The sequence below is a fragment of the Bradyrhizobium sp. 164 genome, from assembly GCF_023073715.1.
Taxonomy (GTDB): Bacteria; Pseudomonadota; Alphaproteobacteria; order Rhizobiales; family Xanthobacteraceae; genus Bradyrhizobium.
In genome coordinates this window covers 25,130-43,959 of record NZ_JADPKA010000046.1, presented here as the reverse complement: position 1 = coordinate 43,959, position 18,830 = coordinate 25,130, and the positions used below count along the sequence as shown (strand labels likewise).

Here is an 18,830-nt window from a genome sequence, read left to right as displayed (position 1 = left end):
AAGGGCTAAAGACCCGCAATTGAAGGCCCACGTCCTTGCACGAATTGACCAAAGCCCCTCCGCCCCGCCGCCCCGACCTCCACGTCGCCACAGACGGCGAATTCAAGGGCTGGCGGACCTGGATTCGCGACAGTTTTGAATCCCATGTCGGCCCCTTCTGGCACCGGATCGAGGCGGACGGCAGCGTCCGCTGCGCCTTCCGGGTGGAGAGGAAGCACCTCAACGGCTCCGGCAACGTCCATGGCGGCTGCTTCATGGCATTCGCCGATTATTGCCTGTTTGCAATCGCCACCCATGAGCTGGATGGGCCTGCCGTGACCACCAATTTCGCCTGCGACTTCCTCGATGCAGCACGCGAGGGCGAGTTGATCGAATGCGTGGGCGAAGTGTCTCGCGCCGGCGGCTCGCTGATCTTCCTGCGTGGCAAGCTGGCCTCCGACGGACGGCCGCTGTTCACTTTTTCCGGGACGATCAAGCGGGTGAAGCGGAAGCCGCAGCCCCAGCCAAACGCATAGCTCGACGCCTTCCCTTTTCACGCTCCCTCGCCCAGAGTTGGTCAAGCGCTTGTGCGCCGGGGAGCAAGAACAAGGTGCCGCAGAGCACATCGGAGGCGGGTCGCACGACGGCGTCCGCATCAACGCCGTTGCCGTCAATCGCCACCACCGGGGCACGCAGCTGGCGCGACTTCGCGCTGCTGCTGGCGCTGGCCTGCTGCTGGAGCTCGACCTATCCGCTGGCCAAGCTGGCGCTGGACACGATCCCACCCATCACCTTCATCGCGGCGCGCTCGCTGATCGCGGCCGCCTTCCTGTTCGCGATCCTGTGGATGCGCGGCGTCACGATCCCGACCGACGCGAAAGCCTGGAAGCTGTTCGCGACCCAGCAATTGATCAACTCGACCTTTCCGTTCCTGATCATCACCTGGTCGCAGCAATATGTGCCGGCGTCGAACACGGTGGTGCTGGCTTCGACGACGCCGATCTTCGCCTTCCTGATCACATCGCTGATCACGCGGCACGAGCCGGCGACGCTGCTCAAGCTCGCGGGCGCGATCCTCGGGCTTGCCGGCACGATTCTCATCGTCGGCCTCGATGCGCTGCGCGGGCTCAGTCGCGAGATCATCGCGGAGGTCGCGATCCTCTTCGCCACCATCTCGTTTGCCTGCGCCACGATCTTCGGCCTGCGCCTGTCCGATTACGACCCGATGGTGGTGGCGGCCGGTTCGCTGCTGTTCGGCGGCATCATCCTGCTGCCGCCCTCGCTTCTCATCGACCAGCCCTGGACGCTGCACCCGACGCCGACCGCGATCACCGCCACCATCGTCATGGGCATCGTGTCGAGCGCATTGGGCTTGATGCTGTTCTATGTCTGCCTCGGGCGGCTCGGCACGCTCACGACGAACGCCCAAGGCTATTTGCGCATCCCGATCGGCGTCGGCCTCTCCGTGCTGCTGCTCGGCGAGAGCGTGCCGTCGAACCTCGCGCTGGGTCTGCTGCTGGTCATGGCCGGTGTTGCGGCAATGACGGTGCCGACCGAACGGCTGAAGCTGCGCTAGAGCGGGATGAGATGGGGCGTAGCGGCCGCCACGAGGAAGATGCGCCCCCTTCTTCCGCTCCATTTTTGTGACGAGCCCGACCCCTCCTGATTGAGCTGACTTTCGGTCAGGCGCTAGTGATGCGCAACCATAGCTGCGCCGCCTGAAACAAATGAATGATTGTCGATCGAAGGCTGGCCGCTACTTGGCCTCGTCCGCGAGCATTTTCCGGTATTTTTCCACGTCGCGCGTCACGAGCTTTTGCAGCACTTCCGGCGTGTGCTCGTCGGGATCGGGCGCAACGGTCGAGAGGTCAGCGAAGCGCTTCTTCACCGCGTCGGATTCCACAGCCGTGCGCGCGGCGGCATTCAGCTTGGCGATCACGGCCGGCGGGGTGCCCTTGGGCGCGAACAGGCCGTTCCAGCCCTGCGCCTCGAATTCGGCTAGGCCGGCTTCGGCTGATGTCGGCAGATCGGGCAAAGAGGCCAGCCGCACGGTCGAGCCGACCACGAGGCCCTTTACCAGCTTGTCGTTGATTGCTTGCGAGACGGAGGCGGCCGCATCGCAGACGCCGTCGATCTGGCCGCCGATCGCATCGGTCAGCGCGGGCGCGGCACCGCGATAGCCGACCAGCGTCGCGTCGATCCCGGCGGCGGTGACGAAGCTCTTGCAGATCAGATAGTTCGAGGAGCCGACGCCGGCATGGCCGAGATTGATCTTGCCTGGATTGGCCTTGGCGTAGGCGATGAACTCTTTCAGGTCCTTGGCCGGAAAATCCTTGCGCACGGCGACGACGCCGAACGTCTTCGCCACCATGGCGATCGGCACGAACGATTCCGGCGTGAACGGCAGCTTTGGATAGATCGTGTAGGTCGCCGCGTTGGTGCCGGCATTGCCGATCGCGATGGTGTAGCCGTCGGGCTCGGCGCGGGAGGCGCGTGCCAGCGCCGTCGAGCCGCCGGCGCCGGCGACGTTCTCGATCACCATGGTCTGGCCGAGCGCGATGCCCATCTGCTCGGCCACGGTCCGCGCGATCACGTCCGAGGTGCCGCCGGCCGCGAACGGCACGATCATGGTGATTGGACGCTTGGGATAATCCTGCGCGAACGCAACGGTCGCGAACGACAGCGCCGCGAGCGCGGCGAGCGAGCGCTTCAGCACGAACCAGATCACGCGGCTTTTTCCAAATGCTGGACGAGGCCGGCGAACAGGCCGCGGCCGTCAGTGCAGCCCATGATGTCTTCGACGTGGTTTTCCGGATGCGGCATCATGCCGAGCACGTTGCCCTTGTCGTTGACGATGCCGGCGATGGAATGCGCCGCGCCGTTGATGTTATGGGTCTCATCAACCACGCCCTCAGGGGAGCAGTAGCGATAGAGCACCCGCCCCTCGCCTTCGAGCCGCTTGATAGTCTCTTCGTCCGCCTCGTAATTGCCCTCGCCATGCGCGACGGGCACGCGGATCACCTGCCCGGCATTGTAGCCGCGGGTGAACGGCGTGTCGGAACGCTCGACCCGCAGATGCACGTCGTGGCAGATGAATTTCAGCCGCGCATTGCGCATCAAGACGCCCGGCAACAGGCCGGATTCGCAGAGGATCTGGAAACCGTTGCAGACGCCGAGCACGAGGCCGCCCTTGGCTGCATAGTCGCGCACCGCGTCCATTACGGGCGCGCGCGCCGCGATCGCGCCGCAGCGCAAATAGTCGCCATAGGAGAAGCCGCCCGGCACCACCACGAGGTCGGTGCCCGCAGGCAGTGAAGTCTCGGCGTGCCACACCATCACGGGCTCGCGGCCGGAGATCAGCCTCAAGGCACGCGCCATGTCGCGCTCGCGGTTGATTCCGGGAAAGACGAGGATGGCGGCTTTCATGGCGTAATGTTCCGACGGTGGCTGGAATCGAGATGGCAGGGAGGGCCAATTCGCCAAGAGACATAACGATTTGACGGGGATTTTACCAGTGCTAGCCTCGGCAAAGGGCCTTGTACACAGGCCATGGCCGCATGCGGTTTGGCCGCTCGAATTGCCCGGGATTGAAGCCATGAACGTCCCGTCGCTGTCCGCATCTCCTGCCGAACCGGTGTCCGCCGAGGGCGTCGTCGCGGCCGGCGCCTATGTCGACGGCCGCCGCGTTGCCAATATCGCCATCAGCGAGGCCTCGAGCTGGCGGGCCAAGCCCGGACACGTGGTCTGGATCGGCCTGCACGAACCCGACATGGCGCTCCTCGGCGCCGTGCAGAAGCAGTTCGATTTGCACGAGCTCGCCATCGAGGACGCCAACCACGCCCATCAGCGGCCCAAGATCGAGCAATATGGCGAGGCTCTGTTCATCGTCGCGCGCACCGCGCAATTGATCGAGGGCCGCATCGCCTTCGGCGAGACGCACATCTTCGTCGGCGAAGGCTATCTGGTGTCGGTGCGCCACGGCGCTTCGACCTCCTACACGCCGGTACGCGAACGCTGCGAAAGCTGCCCGCGGGCGCTGGCGCGCGGCGAGGATTACATCCTCTACGCCATCCTCGATTTCATCGTCGACAATTACTCGCCCGTGCTCGAAAGCATTCACGATGAAGTCGAGGCCATCGAGGACGACGTGCTCTCCAAGCCGATCAGCAAGGCGCAGATCGAGCGGCTTTACATGCTGCGCCGCGACCTGTTGCGGCTCAGGACCGCGATCGGCCCGCTGGTGGAGGTTTGCCGCCGGCTGGAGCACGACGAACTCGCCATGGTGCGCCAAGCCATGCAGCCGCTGTTCCGCGACGTCACGGACCACGTCCGCAACATCCAGGAGCGCATCGATTCCATGCGCGAGGTGCTGGCCTTCGCCTTCGAGGCGAGCCTGCTGGTCGGCCAGGCGCAGGAGACGGCGGTGTCCAAGAAGCTCGCCTCCTGGCTCGCGATCATCGCCATCCCGACTGCCCTCGCCGGCATCTACGGCATGAACTTCAAGCACATGCCGGAGCTGGAATGGGAATACGGCTATTACATGCTGCTCGGCGTGATGCTGACGGCATGCGGCGCGCTGTACTGGCGTTTTCGCAGCGTGGGATGGCTGTGAGCGGCACGCGCATTAGACGATCTCGACCCGATAATTCTCGATCACGGTGTTCGCCAGCAGCTTGTCGGCGGCTTCCTTCAGCGCGGCTTCCGCCTTGGCCTTGTCGGCGCCGGCGAGCTCGATGTCGAACACCTTGCCTTGCCGGACGCTGGCGATGCCGTCGACGCCGAGCGACTTCAGCGCGCCTTCGATGGCCTTGCCTTGCGGATCGAGGATACCCGTTTTCAAGGTAACGGTAACACGTGCCTTCACGTCAAAGATCCTCTTTCAGCTTTTCACCAGCACTGGGCCGGAGCCCTGCGGACGCTCGTTCTCCATGAGGATGCCGAGGCGCTTTGCGACTTCGGTATAGGCCTCGAGCAGGCCGCCAAGGTCTCTGCGGAAGCGGTCCTTGTCGAGCTTCTCGTTCGACTTGATGTCCCATAGACGGCAGGAGTCCGGCGAGATCTCGTCGGCGACGATAATCCGCATCATCTCGTTCTCGAACAGGCGGCCGCACTCCATCTTGAAGTCGACGAGGCGGATGCCGATGCCGAGGAAGAGGCCGGTGAGGAAATCGTTGACGCGGATGGCGAGCGCCATGATGTCGTCGATCTCCTGCGGCGTCGCCCAGCCGAACGCAGTGATGTGCTCTTCCGACACCATGGGGTCGTTGAGCTGGTCATTCTTGTAGTAGAACTCGATGATCGAACGGGGCAGTTGGGTGCCCTCCTCGATGCCGAGGCGCTGCGACAGCGAGCCGGCGGCAACGTTCCGCACCACCACTTCCAGCGGCACGATCTCGACCTCGCGAATCAACTGCTCGCGCATGTTGAGCCGGCGGATGAAATGGGTCGGCACCCCGATGTCGTTGAGGTGCTGAAACAGGTACTCCGAGATCCGGTTGTTGAGGACACCCTTGCCCTCGATCACCTGATGCTTTTTCGCATTGAACGCGGTGGCGTCATCCTTGAAGTGCTGGATCAGGGTACCGGGCTCCGGGCCTTCATAGAGAACCTTTGCCTTGCCTTCATAAATGCGACGCCGACGGCTCATTGGGATGTACCGTGTTTTGTTGAAATCCATGAATCTGGTGTGCTCCGGTTGACTAGGATTACGACCCACAGCGGAGCTGCCGTGAACGGCCTGGAACCTCTGGAAACAGAACAGGAACCAAACCTTCAGGCAACCTATCCGATTGGCTGTCCCAGCACAATCGATCCGGTCCATCCGACGCCGACTTATACCGCCTTGACTGCGGCTTAACGGCCCGTTGTTTTGCCGATATCTGCTATCTATGTAGGCATGCAGTCGGGGCGCCGCAACGGAAGGCTCCGCTCCATTCAGAGGGATTTGGAACAAGGCATGAGCGAGTTCGACAAGCGGCAGGAAGGTTTCGAGAAGAAGTTCGCCCTCGACGAGGAGCAGAAATTCAAGGCAGAGGCCCGCCGCAACCGGCTGCTCGGCCTGTGGGCGGCGGAAAAGCTCGGCATCACCGGCGATGCCGCCACTGCCTATGCCAAGGAGGTGGTCGCGGCGGATTTCGAGGAGGCCGGCGATGCCGACGTCCTGCGCAAGATCATGGCCGATTTCGCCGCCAAGAACGTTGCCGTCACCGAGCAGGCGATTCGCGCCAAGATGAGCGAATTGCTCGCAGTGGCGGCCGCCGAGGTGAAGGCGGGAAAGTAGACGCGAGGCGCATCCACACACACCATCGTTCCGGGGCGGTCCGCAGGTCCGAACTCAGGTGCGCAAGTGCGCACCTGAGAATCTCGGAATTCCGGATCGCCGCTGGCGCGGCGTCTGGAATGACAGAGCTGAATCACCCCTCCTTGAAGCCGTATTCCGGCACGTTACCGCTGGCGCCGTAATATTTGTACGGCAGGAACTTGCCGCTCATGGTGATCTTGACGCGGTCGCCCTTCGGGTTGGCGACGCGCTCGATTCCCATGTCGAAGTCGATCGCCGACATGATGCCGTCGCCGAACTCTTCCTCGATCAGCGCCTTCCAGGCCGGGCCGTTCACCATCACCATTTCGTAGAAGCGATAGATCAGGGGATCGGTCGGCGGCATCGGCGTGCCGGTGCCGCGCATCGGCACCTCGTTGAGCATCGCAACTTCCGCCTTCGACAGGCCGAACAGCTCGCCGGCGTTGGCGGCCTGCGGTTTTGTCAATTTCATCTGGCCGAGGATCGCGCCCGTTATCAGCACTTCGGAATAGCCGCCGATCTTCTCGCAGATGTATTTCCAACTCCAGCCCTTCTCGCGCTTGATGTCGAGCAGCTTTTCGGTGAGGTCTTCGCGTTTCATGTCAGGGTCTCCTCTTGGTTCGGCATTGTGCCGGGCCTGCCGCTTTGGGAGGCACGAAGCGTGCCAATAAATGAGGCTAGCGCTTCATGGCGGCGCCTCTCGTGACGGCAAGTCCGTGAATCCGCCTGACCGCCCGCTCGTCGATGATGTCCTCTCCGCGCGTTCTCCAGCGACTGCGATAAGAGCAACGTTATCGAAGACGTTGCTCGACGAAGCAGCCAATAGTCTTTGTTCGATGGTGGCACCCTGTCTGAGGCTACCTGCTACGAAGCGCTCGATCCTTCCGACATCAGCCCCTGCAGCCGCACCAGCTCCGCCTCCAGATCGCGCTCCACGTCCGCCGCCCGGATCTCCAGCACGCGATAATCCCGCGCCTCCAGCCAAGCCTGCCGCGACGCGCGATCTGCCGCAATGGCTTCCCCTTCGCCCGCGTTGACCAGCTCGATCGCGATCCGGTGCGGGAAGGAGACGAAGTCGGGAATGTGCCGCCCCACTGGGGTCTGGCGCTTGAACTGGCCGGCGAAGCGGCGGTCGCGGGTCAGCGCCTGCCACAGCAGGCGCTCGGCGTCGGTCGGGTTGCGGCGGAGCAGGCGCGCGAGCCCGCGCACAGTCGAGCCGCTGTCAGGCACGCTGCCGCCCTGCCCGTGCTCGGCCAAGAGCGCGCGCAGGCGCGTCGCCTGCTCGCCGTCGAGCACGCCGCCCTTGGCCGGGCCCTTGCGGCCTTCCGCGATCGCCATCACCACGCCGTGCAGCGTGTGCATGTCCTGCTTGGTCGGCTCCATCCGGGTGAAGATGTTGCGCAGGTTGACCAGCATGGTGTCCCGCTTCTCGGCCGGGCGCAAAAATTCCACCTTGTCGAGCTCGCGCACGAGGTTGTCGAAGAAGGCCTGCATCTGGTGCTGCGAGGCGCGTTCGGAGCGCTCGGGCATGCCGTGCGGCAGCTCGCCTGACGTGGCGCGCTTGAACCATTCATAGCCGACCAGCAGCACGGCCTGGGCGAGGTTGAGCGAGGCAAAGCCAGGATTGACCGGGAAGGTGATGATACGGTTGGCGAGCCCGACCTCCTCGTTGGTCAGGCCCCAGCGCTCCCGGCCGAACAGGATACCGGCCTTGCCCCCTGTGGCGATGTGACCCGAGATCTCGGCCGCTGCCGCCTCCGGCCCGACCACCGGCTTGGCCTGGTCGTGGGCCCGCGCCGTGGTGGCGAACAACAGATCGAGATCGGCGACGGCCTCTTCCACCGTCTCGAACAGTTCGGCCTTTTCCAGAATGTGGTCGGCGCCGGCCGCGGCGCGCTGCGCGGCGATGTTGGGCCAGCCGTCGCGGGGATTGACGATGCGCAAGGCGGCAAGCGCAAAATTGCCCATGGCGCGCGCGGCCATGCCGATGTTTTCCCCGAGCTGCGGCTCGACCAGGATCACGATGGGACCGTCGAGGGAAAGCCCCGCTTTGCTCTTGTCAGTCCCCGACATCTCACTTCGCTTTCACGCTGTCTCTCAAGGCCTTGCAGAGGCCGCTTCAGGAGTTGATTCAAGCCGGCCCACCGGACCGGCCGCATCGCCGCTTGTCGTTTGCCTGTCCTGACAGAATTCTCAAGGGAAATAACGGCTTGGATTCGACTTTTGAATCTCGCCTGGAACGTCAGCCCGGCCCGGCCGGGGAGCCGGCTGCCGCTTCCCGTCTGCGCAAGCTGGATGGGCTAAAAGTGCATAATCCCTTGGCTTTCGCCCGCCGCGCGGCGGTGCTAAGAGGCGCCGGATATTCCCGTGGCGCGCCCAAAGCGCCGTTCCCAAGAGGCTTCCCCGATCATGGCAAAAATCAAGGTATCCAATCCCGTCGTCGAACTCGATGGCGACGAGATGACCCGGATCATCTGGCAGTACATCAAGGACAAGCTGATCAACCCGTTCCTTGACGTCGAGCTGCTCTATTTCGACCTGGGGATGGAATACCGCGACCACACCAACGATCAGGTCACCATCGACGCCGCCGAGGCGATCAAGAAGGTCGGCGTCGGCGTCAAGTGCGCCACCATCACCCCTGATGAAGCCCGGGTGAAGGAGTTCAATCTCAAACAGATGTGGAAGTCGCCGAACGGCACCATCCGCAACATCCTCGGCGGCGTGATCTTCCGCGAGCCGATCATCTGCAAGAACGTGCCGCGTCTCGTTCCCGGCTGGACCAAGCCGATCATCATTGGCCGCCACGCCTATGGCGACCAGTACCGCGCCACGGATATCAAGTTCCCGGGCAAGGGCACCCTCTCGCTGAAGTTCGTCGGCGAGGACGGCACCGTGATCGAGAAGGAAGTGTTCAAGGCGCCGGGCGCCGGCGTCGCCATGGAGATGTACAATCTCGATGACTCCATCATCGACTTCGCCCGCGCCTCCTTCAACTACGGCCTGCTGCGCGGCTACCCGGTCTATCTGTCGACCAAGAACACGATTCTGAAGGTCTATGACGGCCGCTTCAAGGACATCTTCCAGGATATCTTCGACCGCGAGTTCAAGAAGGAATTCGACGCCAAGGGCCTGACCTATGAGCACCGCCTGATCGACGACATGGTGGCCTCGGCGCTGAAATGGTCCGGCGGCTACGTCTGGGCCTGTAAGAATTACGATGGCGACGTGCAGTCCGACACGGTTGCGCAGGGCTACGGCTCGCTCGGCCTGATGACCTCGGTGCTGCTCACCCCCGACGGCAAGACGGTGGAAGCCGAAGCCGCCCACGGCACGGTGACCCGCCACTACCGCGAGCACCAGAAGGGCAAGGAGACCTCAACCAATTCCATCGCCTCGATCTTCGCCTGGACGCGCGGCCTGTCGCATCGCGCCAAGCTCGACAACAATGCCGAGCTCGCCAAGTTCGCGAACACGCTGGAGAAGGTCTGCGTCGACACCGTCGAAGCCGGCTACATGACCAAGGATCTCGCACTCTTGGTCGGCGCCGACCAGCGCTGGCTCTCGACCACCGGCTTTCTCGACAAGGTCGCCGAGAACCTCACGAAGGCGCTGGCAGCGTAAGCTGGCGTCTCGCCTCAACCGTCATTGCGAGCGAAGCGAAGCAATCCAGACTGCCTCCACGGCGGACACTGGATTGCTCCATCGCATCAGCGCAAAATAGCTCTGCAATTTTGTCGCGAGCTCCTCGCAACGACGACACTTGTGTCCGAGGAAGCATCATGCCGACCCCGTCCTCGCCGAACGGGGGATACGGGGTTTTAAGCGCCTGCCATCGCCTTTTCGATCGCCGAGAGCGCCGCGGCCGCATTGGCGCCGTCAGGGCCGCCGGCCTGCGCCATGTCGGGCCGGCCGCCGCCGCCCTTGCCGCCGAGCGCTTCGGACGCGATGCGCACCAAGTTCACGGCGTTGAAGCGCGCGGTCAGATCCTGTGTCACGCCGACCACGACACCGGCCTTGCCGTCCTCGGTGACGCCGACGATAGCGACGACGCCGGAGCCGATCTGCTTCTTGCCGTCGTCGGCAAGGCTCTTGAGATCCTTCATCTCGATGCCCTCGACCGCGCGCGCCATCAGCTTGACGTCGCCGACCTCGCGCACGCCCGCCGCCGCGCCGTTGCTCGATGACGCGCCGCCGCCCATCGCGAGCTTCTTGCGCGCGTCGGAGAGCTCGCGCTCGAGCTTCTTGCGTTCCTCCATCAGCGCGGCGATGCGCGCCGGCACGTCGTCGATGGAGGTGCGCAGCTCGTTCGCCGCAATCTTCGCCAGCGCCATGGTGTCATTGGCGTGCTTGCGCGCATAATTGCCGGTCAGCGCCTCGATGCGGCGCACGCCTGAGGCGACCGCGCTCTCGCTCGTGAGCGTGATCAGACCGATGTCGCCGGTCCGCTTCACATGCGTGCCGCCGCAGAGCTCGACCGACCAGCCGAGCGTGTTGGCGCCGCGCTCGCGTGCGGTCCTGCCCATCGAGACGACGCGGACCTCGTCGCCATATTTCTCGCCGAACAGGGCGCGCGCCCCCGCCTCACGGGCTTCATCGACGCCCATGATACGCGTGGTGACCTCGTCGTTCTCCAGCACCACGTCGTTGGCGATGTCCTCGACGCGGGCGAGCTCCTCGGCCGTGATCGGCTTCGGATGCACGAAGTCGAAGCGCAGCCGGTCGGGCGCGACCATCGAGCCGCGCTGAGCGATGTGGTCGCCGAGCACCTGGCGCAGCGCCTCGTGGATGAGGTGCGTCGCCGAGTGGTGGGCGCGGATCGACGCACGACGCGAATGATCCACCTCGAGCTGGAGCGCGGTGCCGAGCTTCACTTCGCCGCTCTCGACCGTGCCGATATGGACGAAGAGATCGCCGAGCTTCTTCTGCGTGTCGGTGATGCGGACCTTGATGCCGCCCTCGCCGAGCAGCACGCCGGTGTCGCCGACCTGGCCGCCGGATTCCGCATAGAATGGTGTCTGGTTCAGCACGATCGCGCCGGTCTCGCCGGCCTTGAGGCTGTCCGCCTCCTTGCCGTCCTTGACCAGCGCGGAAACCACGCCTTCGGCGCTCTCGGTCTCGTAGCCGAGGAATTCGGTCGCACCCAGCTTCTCACGCAGCGGGAACCAGATCGCTTCGGAAGCCGCCTCGCCAGAACCCTTCCAGGACTCGCGCGCCTTGGCCTTCTGACGCTCCATCGCATCAGAGAACGCCGCCTGGTCGACGCCGATGCCGCGCGACTTCAGCGCGTCCTGCGTCAGGTCCAGCGGGAAGCCGTAGGTATCGTAGAGCGTGAAGGCGACGTCGCCGTCGAACATGTCGCCCTTCTTCAAGGACGCGCTCTTCTCATCGAGGATGGCAAGTCCGCGCGACAGCGTCTTGCGGAAGCGGGTCTCTTCCAGCCGCAGCGTCTCCTCGATCAGCTTCTCTGCGCGGACCAGTTCCGGAAGGGCCTGGCCCATCTCGCGCACCAGCGCCCAGACCAGGCGATGCATCAGCGGTTCTTTCGCGCCCAAAAGCTGCGCATGGCGCATCGCGCGGCGCATGATCCGGCGCAGCACATAGCCGCGGCCCTCGTTCGAGGGCAGCACGCCGTCGGAGATGAGGAAGGCCGAGGAGCGCAGATGGTCGGCGATGACCCGGAACGAGGCGACGGTCTGCTCGTTCGGCCCGCTGCCGAGTGCGGACGCCGCCGCGTCGATCAAATTGCGGAACAGGTCGGTCTCGAACACGCTCTCGACGCCCTGGAGAATGCAGGCCATGCGCTCCAGGCCCATGCCGGTGTCGATCGAGGGACGCGGCAAGCCCACGCGCTCCTCCTTCGTCACCTGCTCGTACTGCATGAAGACGAGATTCCAGAATTCGAGGAAGCGGTCGCCGTCCTCCTCGGGCGAGCCCGGAGGCCCGCCCCAGATGTGCTCGCCGCGGTCGATGAAGATCTCCGAGCACGGGCCGCACGGGCCGGTGTCGCCCATCGCCCAGAAATTGTCCGAAGTCGGAATCCGGATGATGCGGTCGTCGGAGAAGCCGGCGATCTTCTTCCACAGGCCCGCCGCCTCGTCGTCGGTGTGGTAGACCGTGACGAGCAGCTTGTTCTTCTTCAGCCCGAACTCGCTGGTGATCAGTTTCCAGGCGAGCTCGATCGCGCGCTCCTTGAAATAGTCGCCGAACGAGAAGTTGCCGAGCATCTCGAAGAAGGTGAGATGGCGCGCGGTGTAGCCGACATTGTCGAGGTCGTTGTGCTTGCCGCCGGCGCGCACGCATTTCTGCGAGGTGGTGGCGCGCTGATAGGGCCGCTTCTCGACGCCGGTGAAGACGTTCTTGAACTGCACCATGCCGGCATTGGTGAACATCAAGGTCGGATCGTTGCGCGGCACGAGTGGCGAGGACGGCACGATCTCGTGGCCGTTCTCGGCAAAGAAGTTCAAAAAGGTCGACCTGATCTCGTTGACGCCGCTCATGTTCATCCAATCGGGTATGCTTGGGCCCGCTTCTCGCCATCCAAAACAGACGCTAAAGGCTGATATCTGCGGGCCAAAGCGCTTTTAGACAAGGCCAGCTTCGCTGTCCAGAAACTGTGCAAGGAGATGTGCAAGCAGATCAGTAGGTTGCCGCAGTCGCGCAATCCCGGTTGAAAGCCGATGCCGGCCGCGTTGACAGGCTTGGCCAGGCTGTGGTCTTTACCTATCTGTATCGTACGGCCACGTCGGGAGAGACCGGCTTTAGGCAGCCGGCGCCGAAGGAGCAACCGCCCCGGAAACTCTCAGGCAAAAGGACCGCGTGGCTTTGACAACATCTGGAAAGAGGCGCCGACGGGGGTTAAGACCCGGACAGCGTCCGCCGACGGGATAATACTCTCAGGCACAGCGACAGATGGGGCTTCGATGGGTTGCTGCCGGGGAATCGTCCCCGGGGAACCGCCGAGGGCCCCTGTAATGCCTGCACCCGACGACCACGATTCCCTCCTCCGACGTACCCCGCTCCACGCCCTGCATGTGTCCCAGAGCGGCAAGATGGTGCCGTTCGCGGGCTATGACATGCCCGTGCAGTACCCTGCGGGCGTGCTGAAGGAGCATCTCCACACCCGCGCCTCCGCCGGCCTGTTCGACGTCTCCCACATGGGGCAGATCGCGCTACGGCCGAAATCCGGCAAGGTCGAGGACGCCGCCCGTGCGCTGGAGCGGCTGGTGCCGCAGGATATCATTGCGATTGCACCGGGACGGCAGCGCTACGCCCAGTTCACCAATGCGGATGGCGGCATCCTTGACGATTTGATGGTCGCCAATTTCGGCGATCACCTGTTCCTGGTCGTCAATGCCGCCTGCAAGGACGCCGACGAGGCGCATCTGCGCGTGCATCTCTCCGACGACTGCGTCATCGATCCCCTGGACGGCCGCGCGCTGATCGCGCTCCAGGGCCCGAAGGCGGAAACGGCGCTGGCGAAATGGTGTGCAGAGGCGCCGTCCATGAAATTCATGGATGCCGGCCCGCGCGAGGTCGCCGGCCTCCCCTGTTTCGTCTCGCGCTCGGGCTATACCGGCGAGGACGGGTTCGAGATTTCCGTGCCCGCTGGCGATGCCGAGCGCCTCGCCAAGACGCTGCTCGAAAACCCGGACGTGCTGCCGATCGGGCTCGGGGCCCGCGACAGCCTGCGGCTGGAGGCCGGGCTCTGTCTCTACGGCCACGACATCGACACCACGACCACGCCGGTCGAAGCCGCGCTGGAATGGTCGGTGCAGAAGAGCCGCCGCAGCGGTGGGACGCGCGCCGGCGGCTTCCCCGGCGCCGAGAAGATTCTCGCCCATTTCGACCAGGGTGCATCCCGCCGCCGCGTCGGCCTGCGCACTGAGGGACGCGCGCCGGTGCGGGAGGGCGCGCTGCTGTTTGCGGATGCGACGGCGGGCGAGCCGATCGGCAAGGTTACATCGGGCGGCTTCGGCCCGAGCCTGAATGCGCCGGTGGCGATGGGCTATGTGCCCACGAGCCAGAGCGCGCTCGGCACCAAGCTGTTCGCCGAGGTGCGCGGCCAGCGCCTAGCCGTCGAGGTCGCCGCCATGCCCTTCGTGAAAAACACCTACAAACGCTGAGGATTCGCCCATGACCACGACGCTGTACACCTCCGACCACGAATGGCTCGCCATCGAGGGCGACATCGCCACCGTCGGGATCACCGATTACGCGCAGCAGCAGCTCGGCGACGTCGTGTTCGTCGAGCTGCCCAAGATCGGCCGCGTGCTGAAGAAGGCAGAAGCCGCCGCGGTCGTGGAATCCGTCAAGGCCGCCTCTGACGTCTACGCGCCCGTTACGGGCGAGGTGCTCGAGACCAATCCCGCACTCGCGGCCGAGCCCGCGCTGGTGAACACGGATGCGCAGGGCGCGGCCTGGTTCTTCAAGATCAAGATTGCCGACAGAAACGAGCTCGGCGGCCTCATGGATGAGGCTGCGTACAAAGCGCATACGGCGTGAGATGAAGCAAGTAGCCGCCTCACACTCACTGTCATGCCTCGCGAAGGCGGGGCATCCAGTCGACGCAGCCGCTTCGGCTAGAGCCGAGGGGCCACGGCGTATTGGATCGTCCGCCCCTGTGCGCAAGTGCGCACAAGGCGGACGATGACAGCAACTCCTAGCGAGGACCCTATGATGACCGCGCACCGCAAATCCAACGGCGACACCGCCGCCAGCTTCGTTCGCCGCCACATTGGCCCCTCGACGCGCGACGTCACCGCAATGCTCGAGGCCGTCAGCGCCAAGAGCGTCGATGCGCTGATGGGGGAGACGCTGCCGGCCTCGATCCGGCAGGCCGCCCCGCTCGATCTCGGCAAAGCCTTGAGCGAAACCGAGGCGATCGCGCATATGGGCGAGCTCGCGCGGCAGAACCAGGTCTTCACCTCGCTGATCGGTCAGGGCTATTCCGGCACGATCCTGCCCGCGGTGATCCAGCGCAACATCCTGGAGAATCCGGCCTGGTACACGGCGTATACGCCCTACCAGCCCGAAATCAGCCAGGGCCGGCTCGAGGCGCTGCTCAATTTCCAGACCATGATCTGCGACCTCACCGGGCTCGACGTTGCCAACGCCTCGCTGCTCGACGAGGCGACCGCGGCGGCCGAAGCCATGGCGCTCGCCGAGCGGCACTCACAGGTGAAGGCAAAAGCCTTCTTCGTCGACAAGGACGTGCATCCGCAGACGCTCGCGGTGATGCGCACCCGCGCCGAGCCGCTCGGCTGGAGCCTGATCGTCGGCGATCCCCTCACCGATCTCGCTAAGAGTGACGTGCTAGGTGCGCTGCTGCAATATCCGGGCTCGTCGGGCGCGGTGCGGGACCTGCGTCCCGCGATCGCGACACTGCGCGCCAAGGGCGCGCTCGCGATCGTCGCCGCCGATCTGCTGGCACTGACGCTGCTCGCCTCGCCCGGCGAGCTAGGGGCCGACATCGCGATCGGCTCGGCGCAGCGCTTTGGCGTGCCGATGGGCTATGGCGGACCGCATGCGGCCTATATGGCGGTGCGCGACGCGCTGAAGCGCTCGCTGCCGGGCCGCATCGTCGGCCTCTCCGTGGATTCGCGCGGGATGCCGGCCTATCGCCTCGCCCTCCAGACCCGCGAGCAGCACATCCGCCGCGAGAAGGCGACCTCCAACATCTGCACCGCGCAGGTGCTCCTCGCCGTGATCGCCTCGATGTACGCGGTCTATCACGGCCCCGAGGGCCTGACGCAGATCGCGCAAAATGTGCATCGCCGCGCGACCGTGCTCGCCACCGGCCTGCGCAAGCTCGGCTTTGCGCTCCAATCGGAGACCTTCTTCGACACGCTCAGCGTCGATGCTGGCGCCAAGCGTGCCGAGATCATTGCGCGCGCGACCGCCGAGACAATCAATCTCGGCATCAGTGAAACCGCGCTTCGCATTGCGCTCGACGAGACCACGACGCCTGCAACGGTGGAAGCGGTTTGGCGCGCCTTCGGCGGCACACTTGCCTATGCCGAGATCGACGCCGAGACGCGCGAGGCGCTGCCGGACGACTTGAAGCGCACGACCGCTTTCCTCACCCATCCGGTGTTCCATGCGCATCGCTCGGAGACCGAGATGCTGCGCTACATGCGCAAGCTCAGTGATCGCGACCTCGCGCTCGACCGCGCGATGATTCCGCTGGGATCCTGCACCATGAAGCTGAACGCGACCACCGAGATGATGCCGCTGACCTGGCCGGAGTTTGCGACGCTGCACCCGTTCGCCCCGCGCGAGCAGGCCGCCGGCTATCACGCGCTGTTCGCGCGGCTTGAAAAGTGGCTGTGCGACATCACCGGCTATGATGCGATCTCACTGCAGCCGAATTCCGGCGCGCAAGGCGAATATGCCGGGCTGCTCGCGATCCGCGGCTATCATGCCGCGCGCGGACAGAGCCACCGCAAGATCTGCCTGATCCCCTCCTCCGCCCATGGCACCAACCCGGCCTCGGCCGCGATGGTCGGCATGGACGTGGTGGTGGTCGCCTGCGACAAGAACGGCGACGTCGACGTTGGTGATCTCCGCGCCAAGGCCGAGAAACATTCGAATGACCTCGCCGCTGTGATGATCACCTATCCCTCGACGCATGGCGTGTTCGAAGAGCACATCCGCGAGATTTGCGACATCGTCCATGGCCATGGCGGCCAGGTGTATCTTGACGGCGCCAACCTCAACGCGCAGGTCGGGCTGTCCCGGCCCGGCGATTACGGCGCCGATGTCAGCCACCTCAACCTGCACAAGACCTTCTGCATCCCGCATGGCGGCGGCGGCCCCGGCATGGGCCCGATCGGCGTAAGAGCTCATCTCGCCCCGTTCCTCCCCGGTCATCCCGCGACCAAGGCGGATGCACCCGTCGGCCCGGTGTCGGCCGCGCCGTTCGGCTCGGCCTCGATCCTCACGATCTCCTACATCTATATCTTGATGATGGGCGGCGAAGGGTTGAAGCGCGCGACCGAGATTGCGATCCTCAACGCCAATTACATCGCGGCAAGGCTCGATCCGCACTTCCCGGTGCTCTACAAGAACGCCAAGGGCCGTGTCGCGCATGAGTGCATCGTCGATCCCCGGCCGCTGAAGACGACCTCAGGCGTCACCGTCGACGACATCGCAAAACGCCTGATCGATTACGGCTTCCACGCGCCGACCATGAGCTTCCCGGTGCCGGGCACACTGATGATCGAGCCGACCGAGTCGGAATCGAAGGCGGAGCTGGACCGCTTCTGCGACGCCATGATTGCGATCCGGAAGGAGATCGCCGAGGTCGAAGCCGGCCGCTTCAAGATCGAGGCCTCGCCGCTGCGCCACGCCCCGCACACCGTGCACGACATCGCCGATGATGCATGGAATCGCGCCTACACCCGCAGCGAGGGCTGCTTCCCCGCGGGCACCTCGCGCAGCGACAAATACTGGAGTCCGGTGGGGCGCGTCGACAACGTCTATGGCGACCGCAACCTGGTGTGCTCCTGCCCGCCGGCGAGCGATTACGCGCAAGCCGCGGAGTAGCGGCTTACGGCGCGATCAACGAACGGGTCTCGGCGTCCCAACGCCAGAGCCGTTCGTTGGTCAGCTCGGTACCGCCCCACCAACGTGTGAGCGGGTTGTGGCGCCACAAATCGTCTTCGCGGGCTACAAGTGAACGCCCGAGCTCTGTCAGCGTGACCTTCCACTCGCTCTCGCCGCGGTAGCGGGCCTCATTGTCGAACGACGGATCGCCCAGCAGGACCGGGGGCGTCGAATGTTCCGCCAGTTCGATCAAGGCATCGCGCGCTTCGTGTTCTTCGAGCACATCGCGAAGCCACCTCGCGTCGCAGACGAGCCTCGGGTCGGTGTGGCCATCGTTCACAAAATCCAGCAAATCCGTTTCGCTGGCAGCGAGTCCCGTGACGCTGTCCGGAAGCTCTTCAAGCATTGCTATCAGTGCCGATCGAAGTCTGGGCAGGATCATCAGGTCCGTCATCAGCAGATCGAAACAGGGTTGCGGCGTGTCAGCCCGATAGGCTTGCCAGGCGCGACTCGCGGTCGTCACATGGTTCTCGGCCACCTTGAAGGCCGGCAGCTTCCATTTTGCGACCGACGGCGGAGCATAGTTCGCGATGATGTCGTCCGTATGCACGAGGCTCAGCTTGGTCGTGATTTCCTTGTAGGGACGAAGCAGGTCGAGCAACCAGACGAGCACGAGCTGATCGTTCGGCCGTGGGTCGGCCCATATTTCAATGGAGTCGAATTTCTCGCAGAGCTGGAAGAAACCAATATCCGGCGAACCGAAGCCCATCAGCCGATCTCGTCCCACCCCGTCGAGCCAATGATCGCCTCTTCTGGAATGCTTCGCGGAACGTGCCTCCAGCCCCACCGCGAGCTCCTCTTCGGACGGCAATTGGCCCCGACGAAGCGAAGGGAAAAGCCGAGGGCGATGTTCGCCAGGTTAGAGCGGCCAAGCACGGCGGCTGCTCCATCGTTCGTCGTCAGGATCATATGAGACAAGATCGCCTCTCAAAATTGATGCGCA

Annotated in this window: 16 protein-coding genes and 1 riboswitch; of the genes, 8 read left to right on the top strand and 8 right to left on the bottom strand. The window is 64.5% G+C overall.

The annotated features are described in order from the left end of the window. The first annotated feature begins 35 nt into the window (after positions 1-35). A complete protein-coding gene (locus tag IVB01_RS16390; protein ID WP_247280683.1) occupies positions 36-515 on the top strand; it encodes a PaaI family thioesterase in 480 nt (159 codons plus the stop codon). Positions 516-589: 74 nt separating this feature from the next. Beyond that, positions 590-1,555, top strand: a complete 966-nt coding sequence (locus IVB01_RS16385) for a DMT family transporter (RefSeq protein WP_247280682.1) — start codon at positions 590-592, stop codon at positions 1,553-1,555. Positions 1,556-1,735: 180 nt separating this feature from the next. Here IVB01_RS16385 and IVB01_RS16380 read toward each other — a convergent pair whose 3' ends face one another. Then, positions 1,736-2,707 (bottom strand): tripartite tricarboxylate transporter substrate binding protein BugD, encoded by a 972-nt coding sequence (locus IVB01_RS16380; protein WP_247280681.1) that lies wholly within the window; start codon positions 2,705-2,707, stop codon positions 1,736-1,738. Continuing rightward, the gene (gene purQ, locus IVB01_RS16375) at positions 2,704-3,405 is read right to left on the bottom strand and encodes a phosphoribosylformylglycinamidine synthase subunit PurQ (RefSeq protein ID WP_247280680.1); all 702 of its coding nucleotides are present in this window, start codon (positions 3,403-3,405) and stop codon (positions 2,704-2,706) included. Before purQ ends, IVB01_RS16380 begins: the two co-directional genes overlap by 4 nt. A gap of 169 nt (positions 3,406-3,574) precedes the next feature. On the opposite strand from purQ, the gene IVB01_RS16370 reads away from it, so the two are divergent. Continuing rightward, positions 3,575-4,591 carry a magnesium and cobalt transport protein CorA gene (locus IVB01_RS16370; RefSeq protein ID WP_247280679.1) on the top strand — a complete coding sequence of 339 codons (1,017 nt, stop codon included), beginning with the start codon at positions 3,575-3,577 and terminating at the stop codon, positions 4,589-4,591. Between the two features lie 12 nt (positions 4,592-4,603). Here the strand turns inward: IVB01_RS16370 and purS are convergent, their stop codons facing one another. Then, positions 4,604-4,843, bottom strand: a complete 240-nt coding sequence (gene purS / locus IVB01_RS16365) for a phosphoribosylformylglycinamidine synthase subunit PurS (RefSeq protein WP_247280678.1) — start codon at positions 4,841-4,843, stop codon at positions 4,604-4,606. A gap of 15 nt (positions 4,844-4,858) precedes the next feature. Further along, positions 4,859-5,626 (bottom strand): phosphoribosylaminoimidazolesuccinocarboxamide synthase, encoded by a 768-nt coding sequence (gene purC, locus IVB01_RS16360; RefSeq protein ID WP_173015815.1) that lies wholly within the window; start codon positions 5,624-5,626, stop codon positions 4,859-4,861. A gap of 309 nt (positions 5,627-5,935) precedes the next feature. Between purC and IVB01_RS16355 the strand changes: the two genes are divergently transcribed. Beyond that, positions 5,936-6,259 carry a DUF1476 domain-containing protein gene (locus IVB01_RS16355; protein WP_247280677.1) on the top strand — a complete coding sequence of 108 codons (324 nt, stop codon included), beginning with the start codon at positions 5,936-5,938 and terminating at the stop codon, positions 6,257-6,259. A gap of 133 nt (positions 6,260-6,392) precedes the next feature. Here IVB01_RS16355 and cynS read toward each other — a convergent pair whose 3' ends face one another. Together cynS and IVB01_RS16345 are read right to left on the bottom strand one after the other, a co-directional pair. Further along, positions 6,393-6,881, bottom strand: a complete 489-nt coding sequence (gene cynS / locus IVB01_RS16350; protein WP_247280676.1) for a cyanase — start codon at positions 6,879-6,881, stop codon at positions 6,393-6,395. A gap of 263 nt (positions 6,882-7,144) precedes the next feature. Beyond that, positions 7,145-8,353, bottom strand: a complete 1,209-nt coding sequence (locus IVB01_RS16345; RefSeq protein WP_247418770.1) for a TrmJ/YjtD family RNA methyltransferase — start codon at positions 8,351-8,353, stop codon at positions 7,145-7,147. 336 nt (positions 8,354-8,689) lie between these two features. On the opposite strand from IVB01_RS16345, the gene IVB01_RS16340 reads away from it, so the two are divergent. Then, positions 8,690-9,904, top strand: coding sequence for an NADP-dependent isocitrate dehydrogenase (locus IVB01_RS16340; protein WP_247280674.1), 1,215 nt, complete (start codon positions 8,690-8,692; stop codon positions 9,902-9,904). Between the two features lie 197 nt (positions 9,905-10,101). Here the strand turns inward: IVB01_RS16340 and alaS are convergent, their stop codons facing one another. After that, entirely contained in the window at positions 10,102-12,780 is a 2,679-nt protein-coding gene (gene alaS, locus IVB01_RS16335) for an alanine--tRNA ligase (RefSeq protein ID WP_247418768.1), read from the bottom strand. A 236-nt stretch (positions 12,781-13,016) separates the two neighbouring features. Continuing rightward, a riboswitch (glycine riboswitch) is annotated at positions 13,017-13,107 on the top strand. A gap of 147 nt (positions 13,108-13,254) precedes the next feature. On the opposite strand from alaS, the gene gcvT reads away from it, so the two are divergent. From gcvT to gcvP, 3 genes are all read left to right on the top strand, one after another. Beyond that, positions 13,255-14,406, top strand: a complete 1,152-nt coding sequence (gene gcvT, locus IVB01_RS16330; protein WP_247418766.1) for a glycine cleavage system aminomethyltransferase GcvT — start codon at positions 13,255-13,257, stop codon at positions 14,404-14,406. A 10-nt stretch (positions 14,407-14,416) separates the two neighbouring features. Then, complete coding sequence (gcvH, locus tag IVB01_RS16325) at positions 14,417-14,785, top strand: glycine cleavage system protein GcvH (RefSeq protein WP_247280671.1); 369 nt, start codon at positions 14,417-14,419, stop codon at positions 14,783-14,785. 174 nt (positions 14,786-14,959) lie between these two features. Continuing rightward, a complete protein-coding gene (gene gcvP, locus IVB01_RS16320) occupies positions 14,960-17,827 on the top strand; it encodes an aminomethyl-transferring glycine dehydrogenase (RefSeq protein ID WP_247418803.1) in 2,868 nt (955 codons plus the stop codon). Positions 17,828-17,831: 4 nt separating this feature from the next. On the opposite strand, the gene IVB01_RS16315 is transcribed toward gcvP, so the two are convergent. After that, positions 17,832-18,596 carry a hypothetical protein gene (locus tag IVB01_RS16315; protein ID WP_247494692.1) on the bottom strand — a complete coding sequence of 255 codons (765 nt, stop codon included), beginning with the start codon at positions 18,594-18,596 and terminating at the stop codon, positions 17,832-17,834. Between the last annotated feature and the right edge of the window lie 234 nt (positions 18,597-18,830).

Coding starts and splice junctions, on each gene's coding strand:
- purC (WP_173015815.1), bottom strand. CDS start 5,626: ATGAGCCGTCGGCGTCGCATTTATGAAGGCAAGGCAAAGGTTCTCTAT.
- alaS (WP_247418768.1), bottom strand. CDS start 12,780: ATGAGCGGCGTCAACGAGATCAGGTCGACCTTTTTGAACTTCTTTGCC.
- gcvP (WP_247418803.1), top strand. CDS start 14,960: ATGACCGCGCACCGCAAATCCAACGGCGACACCGCCGCCAGCTTCGTT.
- gcvH (WP_247280671.1), top strand. CDS start 14,417: ATGACCACGACGCTGTACACCTCCGACCACGAATGGCTCGCCATCGAG.
- IVB01_RS16355 (WP_247280677.1), top strand. CDS start 5,936: ATGAGCGAGTTCGACAAGCGGCAGGAAGGTTTCGAGAAGAAGTTCGCC.
- purQ (WP_247280680.1), bottom strand. CDS start 3,405: ATGAAAGCCGCCATCCTCGTCTTTCCCGGAATCAACCGCGAGCGCGAC.
- gcvT (WP_247418766.1), top strand. CDS start 13,255: ATGCCTGCACCCGACGACCACGATTCCCTCCTCCGACGTACCCCGCTC.
- IVB01_RS16315 (WP_247494692.1), bottom strand. CDS start 18,596: ATGGGCTTCGGTTCGCCGGATATTGGTTTCTTCCAGCTCTGCGAGAAA.
- cynS (WP_247280676.1), bottom strand. CDS start 6,881: ATGAAACGCGAAGACCTCACCGAAAAGCTGCTCGACATCAAGCGCGAG.
- IVB01_RS16345 (WP_247418770.1), bottom strand. CDS start 8,353: ATGTCGGGGACTGACAAGAGCAAAGCGGGGCTTTCCCTCGACGGTCCC.
- IVB01_RS16340 (WP_247280674.1), top strand. CDS start 8,690: ATGGCAAAAATCAAGGTATCCAATCCCGTCGTCGAACTCGATGGCGAC.
- IVB01_RS16370 (WP_247280679.1), top strand. CDS start 3,575: ATGAACGTCCCGTCGCTGTCCGCATCTCCTGCCGAACCGGTGTCCGCC.